The sequence below is a fragment of the Mesocryomonas lacus genome, from assembly GCF_055730105.2.
The window spans coordinates 480,017-493,230 of sequence record NZ_JBUZWF020000001.1 but is presented as its reverse complement, the minus strand read 5'-3'; the positions used below and the strand labels follow the sequence as shown (position 1 = coordinate 493,230).

The window sequence follows — 13,214 nt, the reverse complement described above, 5'->3', positions numbered from 1 at the left end:
CCGGCGTCCATTGCCGCAGCCTACGCGTGGCCGCCATAGCGCGCTCTGCACGAGTTCGTGCGGGGAGGCACTGGTCGATGGACAGCGCGGCCTCGCTGAGCGCTCATGGCCGCAAACGACGACGACCGGGCGCAAGGCCCGGTCGCTCATGCCGATGAAGGTATGTCTCGTTCAGAGGCTCTTGGCGGCGCCCGCGGCCTTCTGGAAGGCTTCGCGGGCGGGCTTGGTCAGTTCCTGGGCCACCGACTGGACCAGCGCCTGCATTTCCTTGGTCTGGTCCGTCGCCGCCTCGATCTGACGGCGCACATAGCTGGTCTGCATCTCCACCACTTCGGCGAAGGATTTGGCGGCCATCATCTTCTCGAGATGGGCAAAGCCCATTTCGGCATTGCTGCGCATCGCCTCGATGGCCTTCTTCGACAACGACAGCGAACTCTGATGCACGTTCTCCATCGTCGACTCCATCGTCTTCGTGGCGTCGTCGGCGGCAGTCTTCATCCGCGAATAGGCTTCCTTCGACTGCTCCATCGACTTCTGCGTCATGGTGCGAAACGTCTCGGTCATCTTCGACGGGTCCATGCCCATCATCGACTGCGCCTGGTTCATCATGTCCTGCGCGTTTTGCTGCGACGAATCTATCATATGCTGCGCTCCCGCTTGTCTCCCGCACCTCAGCCTAGCGCTTCGGTGGTGGACCTTTCTCGTTTTCGACGGCGCTTCCGCCCGGGCGATGCCCGTCCTCCCGAAAGCGCCGGATCACTTAAGGTTCGGCCCTTTGGCCGTAGGCCCTAAGCTGCCTATTTGTTTAGCAGATCGCATTGTGCACTGCAACATATTCTGACGCCAGCGAGGGATCAGCTTAGAGCTTTAATTAACCCTTCTGCAAAGCCGTCGGGTGTGGGCGCCAAAGCTTCTGGATAAGCCTGCGCCCTGTGATTATTAATGAGACGTTAAGCCAGTGCTGGGGCGCCATGCCGCCAGCTCGCCACGGATCGGTTCGGAATGACCAGACTGCCAGGATCCTCGCCGCTCGCCATCATGACGCTGCGCGAAGTCCGTGACGCCGGCGCCGCCGGTGCGGGGCTCGTCGCCTTCGACCTCACGCTGGGCGAGGTGCTCTGGGCCAACGCCCCCGGCCGCGCGGCGCTCGGGCTGTCGGTCGGCGAGACCAGCCTGGACGCCACCGCGCTCATCGCGCGGCAGATCAAGGCGTCCGCCCGCTCGGTCGAGAGCTGGGGCGAGGCGCGCATTCTCGTCCGTTCGTCCGTCGGCCGCGCCTCCAAGGCCGTGGTCGCAACACTTCGGCGCATCGAGGCGGCCGACCTGGTGCTGCTGACCTTGCCCGACCTGCGGCCGGCGGTGAGTTCCGACGTCGCCTGGGCGGGGAGCCTTCTGGCCGACAGCCGGCTCGAGACTGCCGCCATCTATGATGCCGGGGGCGCCCTGGCCGCCACAACGGCGTTCCGCGCGACCGACAGCCTTGCAGAAGGCATCGCCTCCTTCATCGCGGCGGGGCAGGCGCTCGGCGAGGTCGACGATCCCGCGGCGCAGACGACGCTCGCTCTCGTCGGCGAAGGCCTGGTGCTGGTCCAGCAGGAGCCGCGGCCGGCCGCGCCGGCAGCGCCTGAAGAGCCGGCCGATCCTCTCGATTCGGAGGGGGAGCCAGCGCCGCGCAGCTATTTCTCGGTCAAGCGCCGCAAGCTCTCCAGCGACCGCGGTGGCCGGATGAGCATGAACGGCCTGCTCCAGCGCTGGCACACCCGCCAGACCGGTGCCGATCAGCCTGAGACCATCGAGGACCCTCTGCCGGAAGCGCCGGCTAGCGACGAAGCGCCGGACGCAAGTCCGGACGCCTCTCCCGATGCGCCGATGGCAGCGGAGCCGCAGGCCCGGGCGCCCGTCGATACGGCGGAACCGGTGGCACCCTCGCGTGCCGTCGACGGCTCCTTTGAGGCCTCACCGGCGCCAGTATCACCCGCGCAAAGCGTCGAGGCGACCATATCTTCGCCCGAGCCGGAGCTGCCGTTCGCGGCAGCCGACGCGGGTCTTCCTGTCGAAACTGAAGCAGATGAGAAGGCGTCCGCGACGGCCGAGCAGGTCGACGCGCCTGCCGATACGGCGGATCTCCCTCCCGAGCCGGAAACCGTCGTGCTTTTGGCCGACGAGAATGCAGTAACCGAGCCGCCTGTCGCTTCAGACGATGCGTCCGATACGGTCGCTGGCGAAGATTTCGCGATGGCGGCCTCCGAGGCCGACACAGTCCGTCTGGCCCGGGATGTGCCTCCGGCTACTGAGGCCCTGTCATCGGAAACCGAGCCGGCGGGCGAGTGCTCGTCTGCCGAGCCGCAGGCGGCCGAGCCCATGGCGCTACAGCCCACGGCACCGCAGCCTGTGTCGTCGCACGACGCGGTTCCGCCCTCGGCAGAGGCGAGCGCCGCCGCGCCTCCCTTCCAGCCGCGCTTCGACATGGCGCCGGTGCGCTTCGTCTGGCAGATCGACCGTGAGGGCAAGTTCCGGACGTTGACGCCGGAATTCTCGGCGGCCGTCGGGCCGCAAGCGGCCGATGTCGGCGGCCGCAGTTTTCGCGAGGTCGCCACCGTTTTCGGTTTTGACGCGGATGGCGAGATCGCCCGGCTTCTCGACCGCCGCGATACCTGGTCCGGCCGCAGCATCCTCTGGCCGGTCGAAGGCAGCGATCGCAAGGTGCCGGTCGATCTCGCGGCCCTCCCGATCTATGCCCGCGACCGCAGTTTCGACGGTTTCCGCGGTTTCGGGATTGTCCGGATGAACGAGTCGGTCGAGGACCCCGAGGCCATCGGCATGATCCTCGGCGACCGCCCCGTCGCTGCCGAGGCCGGGGCTCCGCCCGTCACCGACGTCTCGCCGGAGGAGGCTGCCGCGACAGTGCCGGGCGCTGTTCCTGAGACCGAGACGGAGACTGCGCAGAAGCCGCTGCTGAAGACGTTCGAGGCGGCATCTTTCGGACGCCGGCCGGCCGCGCCAGTGGAGGAAGAGGCGACGTCCGAGGCGCTCGCGTCGAACCCCGATGCCGCCCCGACCGACGGCGCGCCGAAGGTCATCCAGCTGGAAGAGCGCCGCCGCCCGCGCGAGGGTGCACTGTCCGACGCCGAGGAGGCGGCCTTCCGCGCGATCGGCCTGAAGCTCGGCGAGCGCGCCGGGATGGTGCCGAAGACGGTCACCGACACGCTTAGCCCCGCGCCGACCGATGCGCGCGATCAGCATGTGGCGGCGAGCCTTCCAATGCCCGCCGACGAGCCCGGTCGTCCGGCGGAAACAGCGGCCGAGCCTTCGCCGCTGCCGGCGGACGATGCGCAGCGCGCCACCGAAGCGGCTGAGGCCGATGCGGATGGAGCGGAGGCCGAGGTCCCTACGTCGAGCGTGAGAGATGGGCTGGCCGACCGCGGTCCCGCCGAGGACGACCTTGCCGGCGGCACGGAGCAGCACGCCGCAGAAGAACCGGCGCGGCCGGCTGTGGTGACGGTCTCGCCTTGGGCGTCCGCTCCAGCGGAGTCGTCCACTGAGGCCAACGACGCAGTGGGCGACGAGACCGCGAGCGCCGAGTCCACACCCGAACAGGCCGAGACCGGCGAGGCGACGGCGCGCCCCGTGTTCTCGCCCGAGCCCTCGGCTGAACTTGAAGACGCCGCTCTCGGCGTCGCCGACCGCGCCACCGCCGCCCCCGAGGCGATCGCTCCGGAAGAGGACGCTCCCGTTGCCGGGGACGCCGAGACCGTTGACGATTCCGAGGAAGCCGTGGTCGACGAGGCCGCGGAACAGGCGGCGCTCGCCTTGGATCTCGAAGCCGTCTTCGCCTCGCTGCCGCTGCCGGTGCTGGCCGAGGCGCACGGCCGGCTGGTCTATGGCAACCGCGAGTTCCAGGATCTCAGCGGGTATGAAAGCATCGAAGCGCTGGAGGTGGCCGGTGGCCTGGAGGCGCTGTTCGCTGACCGCGGCGATCTCGGCCATGCCGGCGAACTGGCGATCCGAAGGTCCAGCGGGCAGGTGATCGACGTGCGCGTGCACATGCAGCGGGCGACCTTCGGCGGCCGCTCCAGCCTGCTGATGTCGTTCACGCCCTCGCCGCGCGATGCCGCAGCCGTCGCACACGTGCCGGAGGCACCGGAAGCCGCGCCGGAGACGGTCGATCTGCGCCAGCAGGTCGAGGAACTGCAGACGGTATTGGATACCGCGACCGACGGCATCGTGCTGCTCGATCCCGCCGGCACGATCCGCGGCATGAACGGCTCGGCGCAGGCCCTGTTCGGCACGGGCGAGGGCGATCACAGCGGGCGGCATCTCTCCACCCTCTTTGCGCACGAGAGCCAGAAGGCGACGCTCGACTATCTCGACATGCTGCGCGACGACGGGCTCGCGGGCATCCTCAACGATGGCCGCGAGGTGATCGGGCGCGTCGCGCAAGGCGGCTTCATCCCGCTGTTCATCACCATCGGCCGGCTCTCGGGCGAGCGTGGCTGGTGCGTCGTCATCCGCGACATCGCCCACTGGAAGCGGATCGAGGAAGACCTCGTCAACGCCCGCCGGCAGGCCGAGGCGGCAAGCCTTCACAAGAGCCGGTTCCTCGCCAATATCAGCCACGAGCTGCGCACGCCGCTGAACGCCATCATCGGCTTTGCCGACGTCATGGCCTCGGAATGCTTCGGCCCGATCGGCAATGAGCGCTATCTCGAATATCTCGGGGACATCAAGCGGTCCGGCCACCACGTGCTCGACCTCGTCAACGATCTCCTCGACATCTCCAAGATCGAGGCCGGCAAGCTCGACCTCGCCTTCGAGGCGGTGTCGCTGAACGAGGTGGTGTCGGAAGTGGTGTCGCTGATGCAGCCGCAGGCCAACCGCGAGCGGGTGATCGTGCGCTCCAACCTGCCGTCCTCGGTGCCGCCGGTCGTCGCCGACCGCCGCACCATGCGCCAGATCGCGCTGAACCTCGTCGCCAACGCCATCCGCTTCACCCCGGCCGGCGGGCAGATCATCGCCTCGACGACCTATACGGCTGATGGCGACGTGCTGCTGCGGTTCCGGGATTCCGGCATCGGCATGACCGAGCGCGAGATCGAGATCGCGCTGACGCCGTTCCAGCAGGTACATGCGCCAAGCGCCAACCGCGGCGAGGGGACAGGTCTCGGCTTGCCGCTGACGAAGGCAATGGTCGAGGCGAACCGCGCGCAGTTCGCGATCAGCTCCACCCCGAACGAGGGGACGCTGGTCGAGATCGCCTTCCCCTCGCAGCGCGTCCTCGCCGACTGAACCGGCGGAAATGATCGGGATGGCGGGCCGACGCGGGCCGCGCCTTCGGCGGGGTTCAGGTTCCGGAAGAGCCTGAACCGCGGCGGCGGCGGATGTCGGCGATCGCCTGCTTCACCGTCTGGATCTCGTCGTGCAGCGAGGCGACTTCCGGCGCGAGCGCCGCGTCGCGGCGCCGCTCATCCTCGATCTCGACATCCTTCGCCAGCGAGAGCGCGCGCACCCGGTCGCGCAGCGACAGGCGCTCGGCACTCGGCACGGGCCGGGCGGCCCGTTCCCCGGCGCTGGCGAGCGGCAGGTCGGCGACCGGCGCCGCGTCTTTCGTCAAGGGCGCGGACGCCGCTTGCAGTCTTTCGAGATTGGCCTGGAGGAGCGCCTCCTCGCGGGTCGGCTGGCGGATCGGCTGGGCGTCGAGGTCGAAGACGCCGTCCGGCTGGGTCGCCGGGGCCGTGCCCATGGCACGCAAGGCTGCCCGCGCCCGCCGGGCGGCATCGCTCAATCGGTCGTTCTCGGCGGCCTCGGCCTCCCACTGGCGGGCCATGGCTTCCTGCCGCGCGGCTTGCGCCGCCGCTTCCGCCACGGCGGCGGCGGAAGCCGCCTGCTCGCGCTGCCTTGCCGCTTCGGCCTCTGCCTGGAGCTCTCGCTCGTGCCGCATCGCTTCGGCGGCCTCTGCGGCCTTGACCTCTGCCGCTGCCGGCTCCGCGGGAGCGACGGGCGGCATGCGGATCTCGAGACGATCCGGCGCCGCGCCGGGAGAGGGTGATGCGTCCGCCATCGCCGCGGTCGGCGCTGCTGTCGCGCGAAGATCCTCGACCACGACGCGTGGCCTCCGGCTCCGACGGCGATCGGCGAACACCGCCCGCAGCAACCGGGCAATGGCGAAGAGCGTGGCGAGGCCGATGCCGGCGATAAAACCGAGCATGCCCCCGGTCAGCACCATCGTCTTGCGCGACATGCCGGTGGTCTTCTGCGGCGGCGTCGCCTGCGAGATGACGCGGACGTTGGCGGTGTTGAGGCTCTCCTGCTCGCCGGTTTCACGGGCGCGCAGCAGGAAGGCCTCGTAGACGGCGCGGGAGGCGTCCACCTCGCGCTCGAGCTCGCGCAGCTTGACGAAGGAGCCGGACGTCGTGACCTGCTTTTCCTTGAGGTCGGCGATCTGCGCGGTGAGGTCGCGCTCCGTCGTCTCGGCGCGGGCGAGTTCGGTCTGCGCCGCGGCGACGATGCGCGACAGCTCGGCGGCGATCGCCTGGCGCGAGGAGGACAGCGCGCCCTCGCTGGCGATGCGCTGGGGATGGCGGGTGCCGAGCTTGGTGGCGAGAGCCGCGGCTTGCTGGCTGAGGTCGGAATAGGTCGTGCGCAGCCGTACCAGCACTTCGGAGCTCAGCTCCTCCGGCAGCGTGCCGCGCACCACGTCCTCGACGCTGGCGCTGCGCATGGACTCGGCCTTCACGCGCAGCGCGGTGATGTCGCCGCGCGCCTTGGCCAACTGGTCGTTGATGCGGGTGATGTAGTCGTCGTCGACCAGCCGCCCGCCGACGCCGATCAGCGCGTTCTGGCTCTTGTAGTCCTCCACCGCCTGCTCGGCGTTCACCACGCTCTTGCGCAGTTCCGACAGGCGGGAGGTGATCGCGGTGGTCGCGCGGCGGGCGGTCTCGGACTGCACCCGTCCTTGCTCGTCGATGAAGACGCTGGCGACGAGATTGGCGATCTCGGCGGCCTTGTCCGGCGACTGGCTGTCGACCGACAGGTTGATGACGAAGCTCTTGGTCTCGCGGTCGACCGTCAGGGCATGCCGAAGCTGCGCCAGCGTCTCGTATTCAGGGTCCTCCGGGGCGCCTTTGGCGCCGCCGAGAAGCGCCTGCAACGCCGCAGAGACGAGGGCTCCGAAGCCGGTGCCTGCCTGGCCGTTGAATTCCGGATCCTGCTCGAGCTTTGCCTGCTCGATGACCCGCGAGAGGACGTTGCTCGACATGATGACCGCCGTCTGGCTTTCGATCAAAGCGAGGGTCGCATCGGAGGGCAGGCCGTTCGGGGTGATCTCGTTGGCGACGACCTTCAGGTCGCGCGGATCCATCAGGATCTGCGTCGTGGCGACGTATTGCTTGGGCGTATTGGCCGCGACGATGACCGCCAGGGCCGCGCCGGCGACCGTTGCGCCGAGGATCAGGAATTTCGACTTCCACACCGACCGCGCGACGTAGACCGGGTCGATCAGCGATGTCGGGTTGGCGCGACGGCGGTCCTCACGCCCGAGCGGCGCCGTTGCGGGCGCCGGGTCTGGCCGGATGTCCGCAGCCTTCGTCGATGTTTCCTCGGACGTGAACATGGCACCAGTCGGAAAGAGCTCTTGAGGGAAAGTGAAGCAAGATGGAAAACAAAACGTTAACGCCTCAGAGTGACATTATTTCGTCAGCAAGCCAGTCTTTTTCGTATGAGCTCGAACCAGGGCTTCGGCCGGTAGTCGGCGTCGAGCGGCAGGGGTCGGCAGGGCTTGCCGTCGCGGCGCGGCATCACCTCCTCGATCCAGCTGTAGCGGTCGGACATGCCCCATGAGATCACCGCGTCCGGGCGACCCGCATCGAACACGCCGTCGAGGAGGTCGCCGACGATCCGCAGGGCCGCGGCGTCCTGTTCTTCCGGTCCCCCGCTGATGTTCCAGTCGATGATGTCGAGCTCGGTCACGGCGAGCGACACGCCCATCGCCTTCAGCGACCGGCCGAAGGCCGCGACAGCGGGCACGTCGATCCTCTGGTCGGCATAGAGATGCCCCTGGATGCCGACGGCGTCGATGCGGATTCCGGCGTCCTGCAGCTGCCGCACGATCGACAGCGCGACCGCCCGGCGCAGGTCGTAGCGCGGCCCTTCGAATTCGAGGTCGTAGTCGTTCAGCACCAGCCGCGCGCCCGGATCGGCCGCCGCCGCCGCCCGGAAGGCGACGGGGATGTGGCGCGGGCCCATCACCTTCAGCCAGTAGCTGTCGCGCAGCGGCGCGTCCTCCGTCGGTTCATGCGCGATCACCTCGTTGACGACGTCCCAGCTTTGCAGCCGGCCGCGGTAGCGCCGCATCACCGTGTCGATGTGCCGGACGAGTGCCGCCTCGGCCCCGCCGGGCGCGGTGATCGCCTCCAGCCAGGCGGGCACCACGTTCCACCAGACATGGGCGTGGCCGCGCGTCAGCCGTCCGTTCGAGGTCGCGAGGTCGACGATCCGGTCGGCCGGGGCGAAGTCGAACGTCTCGGCGCTCGGCCGCAGGAGGTCGGCGAGCTTCAGCTCGTTCATCGGCAGGATGAGGTCGCAATGATCGAGGAAGGCTTTCGCATAGGCCGGGTCGCCGTCGAGCAGCTCGTTCTGGATCGCGGCGCCGAAAGGCACCGGGCGGCATGCGGCGCCCGCTCTGCCGGGCGCCAGGGGCAAGCCGAGCCCAAGGGCTGCGGCCCCCGCGACAAACGAACGCCGCGTTAAGCCCGGTCCGGCTATAGCTGCGTTGGCGCCGGGGTCGATCGTGGGCGTCCGCGCCTCGTTCCGGCGGCGGCGTCTGTCGGGAATGGCCATGTTTGCTCGGGGATTGGCGATGCTGGGGCTCTGGAAGACGAGGCTAAGGGCCAATCTCGGCCTTGTCACGGATTATGCGAACCTGATGGGCGGCTCGCTCGGCCGGCTGGTGCTGTCGCTCGCCTATTTCGTCTCGGTCGCCAACGGCCTGACCGTCGCCGATTTCGGACTGTTCGCCACCGCGTCGGCGACCGGCGTCGTCTTGTCGCGCATTGCCAGTTTCGGCTTCGTCTCCCCGCTCTACCGCGTCGCCACCGGGCGCCGCCGGCTGGTCGGCGCCTATACGGCCGGCTACCTCGCCGCGCTCGCCGCCTCCTTGCCGCTGGTCGCGCTGGCGGCGGCGGTTTTCTACGCCGCGTTCTTCGCCGGGCAGATGAGCGTCGCCGCCTTCGCCGCCGTGGTGGCAGCCGAGGTGGTCTTCTGGCGCTCGCTGGAGGTCGTCTGCATCGTCAACAACGGCCTCGGCCGCTTCGGCCGCGCCGCCATCCTCGTCATCCTGGGGTCGGCGATCCGGGCGGTCGGGGCGGTCGGCTTCGCCAGCCTGTCGGACGGCTCGCTGATCGCCTGGGCGCTGACCTACATGGCCGCCAATGCGCTGGCGCTCGCCATGGCGGTGCTGTTCTTCTACCCCCGCATCCGCTTGCGCTGGACGCCGCGCCTCTATCTCGCCCGCTGGCGCGACAGCGTTTCCGTCGCGGGCGCCGAGATCATCTTCTATCTCCAGTCCGAGCTCGACAAGCTGCTGGTCCTGTCGATCGGCGGCCCTGCCATCGCCGGCGTCTATGCCATCCTGATGCGGCTGGTCGACCTCACCGCCCTGCCGATCCGCTCGTTCAACACGATGGTGGTGCAGAAGCTGATGAAGACGCCGAAATGGCTGGCCTCCTGGCGGGTGCGGATCTCGATCGAGGCCGGCATTGCCGCGGTGTCGATCGCCGGGCTCGCCTTCCTCGGCGGTTTCCTGCATTTCTTCCCGACCGCCCTCGGCCGCAACGTCGCAGACGCCGCGCCGCTGGTGCTGGTGGCGCTGCTGGTGCCGGTCTTCCGCAATCTCGTGGAGTACCAGAGCGAGCTGCTCTATGCCCGCGGCATGACCACGATCCGGGTGCTGGTGCTGGCCCTCGTCGGGCTCATCAAAGCCGGGCTGCTGGTTCTGTTGCTGGCCGATGCCGATGCTGGCGAAACCAGCTGGATCGCCGGGCTGAACGGGCTCTTCCTGGTGCTCTGGCTCGTCTCGGGCGCGGCGACCTATTTCGCCTTCGACCGCAAGCCGCGGCAGAGGCCGCAGCCGGACGGCGTCACGCCAGTCCGGCAGCCCGCCGGATGAGCGCGGTGTCGGTGCCGGTGAACGACTGGATGCCGATCGCCACCTGCTCTTGCGCCATCTCGGCGGCGAAATCCTGCAGCTCGTCCCCGTTCATCGCCGCGCCGCTCCAGTAGGTGCGGCAGAGACGACGCTCGGACGCGAAATGCCGCCCCGGCTTCTTCTCGACTTCGTCGACGAAGCGGCCGTAGATCGTGCATTCCGAGAGCTGCCGGCTGGCGGCAAGGCAGCTCATCGCCGACCGGCGCCCGACCGCCTCGATCCGCGCCATCATCTCGCGGGCGGTATCTGTGCGCCACGCGATGAGGGTCGCGATATAGCCGGGATCGGTGACCTCCGGCGCGGCGATGCCGAGCAGCGTCCCGGCGCGGCGCGACCAGCCGATGTGATGGTCCATCAGTCCGGGCAGAACCGTCCGCAGCGCATCGGCGATCCGGTAGAACTCGACCGCTCCATCCTGCTGAAAGCTGCCGACGTCGAACGGCTTCACGAAGACCACGTCGGAATCGCAGGACACCATCACCGTCTCCGGCATCAGGGCGGCGATCGCCAGGCGCCGGAGCTGCTGGACATGCCAGCCGCGGAGGGGCGGCCCCTTTGGCGACAGCCAGACGCGCCGCTTCCCGAGGCTCAGCGGATCGGGAAACGGCCGCAGCCAGAACGGCAGGAGATCGCGCTCCGAGATGATCTCGCGCCTCGGGCCGGCGAGCGGCCGGAACAGCGCGACGTCGGCGGCCTCGACGAGGATCAGGTGGCGGGTTTGGCCGGTGACGCGGGCGTCGATGCTCTCGCACAAGAGGCGGCACCGCTCGAAGTCGCCGCGATAGCTGGCGGTGACGATCGCCGTCGGCAGCTGAGCGTTGCGGGGCTCGGCAGGGATCAACGCGGCCGCCTGCCCACAGAGCGGCGCCATTCCATCAGGATGCGCAGCATGAAGCGCGGATTGCCGAGGAGGTAGCGGCGCCACAGCCGCCGTGGCTCGATCATCAGCCGGTACGCCCATTCCAGCCGCAGCCGGCGGATGGTCGACGGGGCGCGCGGGACCTTGCCGGCCATGAAGTCGAGCAGCGCGCCGACGGCGATCGGCATGGTCGCATGCGCCGCGTCGAGGTGCCCGGCGATAAACAGCTCCTGGCGCGGCATGCCGAGCGCCACCAGAACAATGTCGGCGCGGGCCGCCCGCAACCGGCCGAGGATCTTCTCGGTCTCGGGCCCTTCGGCGAAGAAGCCGTGGCCGATCGGCAGGAAGACATGCTGCGGATGGTCGAGGGTCAGCGCATCGGCCGCCCGCTCGACGATCCCGTCCGACGCTCCGATCAGCGCGATCCGCATCGGGCGCGTCAGCGTCGACAGCAGGAAGGGCACGAAGTCGGTGCCGTTCAGATTGTCGGGAAAGCTCTCGCCGAACAGCAGCTGCGCGCCGAGATCGATGCCGAGGCCGTCGGGCAGCAGCACGAAGTCGCTGAGGGCGGCGCGGAAGGCCGGCTTGCTGGCGGCGAGGTTGACGCAATGGGCGTTGACGAAGCCGACCGGCGTGTAGACGCCGTTCTCCAGCCGCTCGCGCAGCATCTCGGCGGCCAGGCCGGCCGGGGCGGCGAGGATGTCGAGGCCGCAGATGCGCCGGTGCTCGGGCGCGGGCTTGCTCTCGCCGGCCGAAAGCGGCGGGGTGATGATGGCGCCGGCGAAAATCATCCGCGTGCTACTCCGCGCGGCGGCAGGACAGGGTTGGCCCTGCCGGCGGCGGCGTCTGTTTCCGTCGGACGGGCCGGATGGGCCAGCGCGAAGGCAAGGTTGGCAAGGCCGGCTTGCACGCCGGCCGAGAGCGCTTGGCGCTGGGCCAGCATGAAGCCGAAACCGCTGCAGCGCTGGACGGCGCCCTGGCGCTCGCCGCCGACGCTCTCGCACAGGGCCGCGGCGAAGCCTGCCGCATCGTCGGCGACGCGGACGTTCTCCGGCAGCCGGTCGACGCCGCGCAGCGCCGCGGTCGTCGCCACCGCCGGCAATCCTTCCTCGAAGGTTTCGATCGTCTTCAGCTGCACCCCGGTGCCGCCCTTCGTGGCGAGCGCGATCACGCGGGAGGCGCGCACGAAGGCCTGCGCGTCGTCGACCCGGCCGGCAAAGCGCACATTGCTGGGGGCGGCGGGCGGCTTGCCGTCGAAGCGGCCCGCAATCACGATCGACAGCGTCGAGGGCAGGAGCGGCACCACTTCCTCGATGAACCAGTCGAGGCCGGCGCGGTTGGGTGCCCAGCTCCAGGTGCCGATCAGCCCGATGTCCTGGCTGCGCCTTCCGTCGTCCGGCAGCAGCGCGCGGCCGATGCTCAGCGCCAGCGGGTGGCAGCGCGGATCGCCGCCGAGGCCGAGCGCCGTTCCGTCGTCGGCACTCAGCGTGTGCACGACCGCGGCGGCGGCGCAGACCGCCTGCTCCGCGCGGCCGAGAAGCCGTGCCTCGCGCCGGTACAACAGCCGCCCGCCCAGCGAGCGCGCCGTCCTGGCATTCTCGGCGGCGGAGCGGTGCTCGACATTGTGGGCGATGAAGACCGAGGGCTTGTCGCGGATGAGAAACGGATAGGCCGCCGGCATCTGGATCGAGTTGAGGACGTAGCCGTCGATCGGGCCGGCCTTGGCGATGGCGGCCCTAAGCCGCTCCTCGGAGAGAACCGCAAGCTTGGCGGCCGAGATCGGCAAGCCGCGGACGACGGCGCGGGTCAGCCAGGCCAGCTTCTGCCGGCGGCCGACAGCGGCGTTTTCGATCGCCATCTCGCCGAGGTCGAGCTCGCCCTCCTGCGCCGGCGCGGCGCCCGGACGACGGAACCCGGCAAAGGAAAGCCGCACGCCCTGACGGGTATATTCCTCGATGATGGCCTGATTGGCGATCTCGAAACCGGACGCGGGCGCGCTGGTCGGCAGGAGGGAGGTGATGAACAGGAGATGCATTGGGTCGACCATGGCGGTGCAATCGCATCCTAGCATGGCGGCAACGCCTTGAGATTGCGCTAACGCCCTGCGCCAAGCTCATTGCCGCCTAAATTAGTCGGGATCACGGCACGACGCTT

At 69.3% G+C, this 13,214-nt stretch carries 8 protein-coding genes; 2 read left to right on the top strand and 6 right to left on the bottom strand.

Annotated elements, in window-relative coordinates:
• Positions 1-171 precede the first annotated feature (171 nt).
• Entirely contained in the window at positions 172-642 is a 471-nt protein-coding gene (locus ACZLZQ_RS02125) for a phasin family protein (protein ID WP_472932198.1), read from the bottom strand.
• 360 nt (positions 643-1,002) lie between these two features.
• Between ACZLZQ_RS02125 and ACZLZQ_RS02120 the strand changes: the two genes are divergently transcribed.
• Positions 1,003-5,286 (top strand): histidine kinase dimerization/phospho-acceptor domain-containing protein, encoded by a 4,284-nt coding sequence (locus ACZLZQ_RS02120; RefSeq protein ID WP_472947905.1) that lies wholly within the window; start codon positions 1,003-1,005, stop codon positions 5,284-5,286.
• A 55-nt stretch (positions 5,287-5,341) separates the two neighbouring features.
• On the opposite strand, the gene ACZLZQ_RS02115 is transcribed toward ACZLZQ_RS02120, so the two are convergent.
• A complete protein-coding gene (locus ACZLZQ_RS02115) occupies positions 5,342-7,609 on the bottom strand; it encodes a GumC family protein (protein ID WP_472947904.1) in 2,268 nt (755 codons plus the stop codon).
• Between the two features lie 83 nt (positions 7,610-7,692).
• A complete protein-coding gene (locus ACZLZQ_RS02110) occupies positions 7,693-8,655 on the bottom strand; it encodes an endo-1,4-beta-xylanase (protein WP_472947903.1) in 963 nt (320 codons plus the stop codon).
• Positions 8,656-8,854: 199 nt separating this feature from the next.
• On the opposite strand from ACZLZQ_RS02110, the gene ACZLZQ_RS02105 reads away from it, so the two are divergent.
• On the top strand, positions 8,855-10,162 hold the full coding sequence (locus tag ACZLZQ_RS02105; protein ID WP_472947902.1) for a lipopolysaccharide biosynthesis protein: 1,308 nt from the start codon (positions 8,855-8,857) through the stop codon (positions 10,160-10,162).
• On the opposite strand, the gene ACZLZQ_RS02100 is transcribed toward ACZLZQ_RS02105, so the two are convergent.
• Genes ACZLZQ_RS02100 through ACZLZQ_RS02090 form a run of 3 tightly spaced genes read right to left on the bottom strand, consistent with a single transcriptional unit; the run spans position 10,134 to position 13,107 of the window.
• Positions 10,134-11,042, bottom strand: coding sequence for a DUF6492 family protein (locus ACZLZQ_RS02100; protein WP_472947901.1), 909 nt, complete (start codon positions 11,040-11,042; stop codon positions 10,134-10,136). The genes ACZLZQ_RS02105 and ACZLZQ_RS02100 overlap by 29 nt on opposite strands.
• Complete coding sequence (locus ACZLZQ_RS02095) at positions 11,039-11,851, bottom strand: WecB/TagA/CpsF family glycosyltransferase (RefSeq protein WP_472947900.1); 813 nt, start codon at positions 11,849-11,851, stop codon at positions 11,039-11,041. Before ACZLZQ_RS02095 ends, ACZLZQ_RS02100 begins: the two co-directional genes overlap by 4 nt.
• A complete protein-coding gene (locus tag ACZLZQ_RS02090) occupies positions 11,848-13,107 on the bottom strand; it encodes a glycosyltransferase family 4 protein (protein ID WP_472947899.1) in 1,260 nt (419 codons plus the stop codon). Before ACZLZQ_RS02090 ends, ACZLZQ_RS02095 begins: the two co-directional genes overlap by 4 nt.
• Positions 13,108-13,214 lie beyond the last annotated feature (107 nt).

Bases quoted from the DNA above. Each gene is read 5' to 3' on its own strand.
- ACZLZQ_RS02120 (WP_472947905.1), top strand. From the start codon at position 1,003: ATGACCAGACTGCCAGGATCCTCGCCGCTCGCCATCATGACGCTGCGC.
- ACZLZQ_RS02125 (WP_472932198.1), bottom strand. From the start codon at position 642: ATGATAGATTCGTCGCAGCAAAACGCGCAGGACATGATGAACCAGGCG.
- ACZLZQ_RS02115 (WP_472947904.1), bottom strand. From the start codon at position 7,609: ATGTTCACGTCCGAGGAAACATCGACGAAGGCTGCGGACATCCGGCCA.
- ACZLZQ_RS02090 (WP_472947899.1), bottom strand. From the start codon at position 13,107: ATGGTCGACCCAATGCATCTCCTGTTCATCACCTCCCTCCTGCCGACC.
- ACZLZQ_RS02105 (WP_472947902.1), top strand. From the start codon at position 8,855: ATGCTGGGGCTCTGGAAGACGAGGCTAAGGGCCAATCTCGGCCTTGTC.
- ACZLZQ_RS02095 (WP_472947900.1), bottom strand. From the start codon at position 11,851: ATGATTTTCGCCGGCGCCATCATCACCCCGCCGCTTTCGGCCGGCGAG.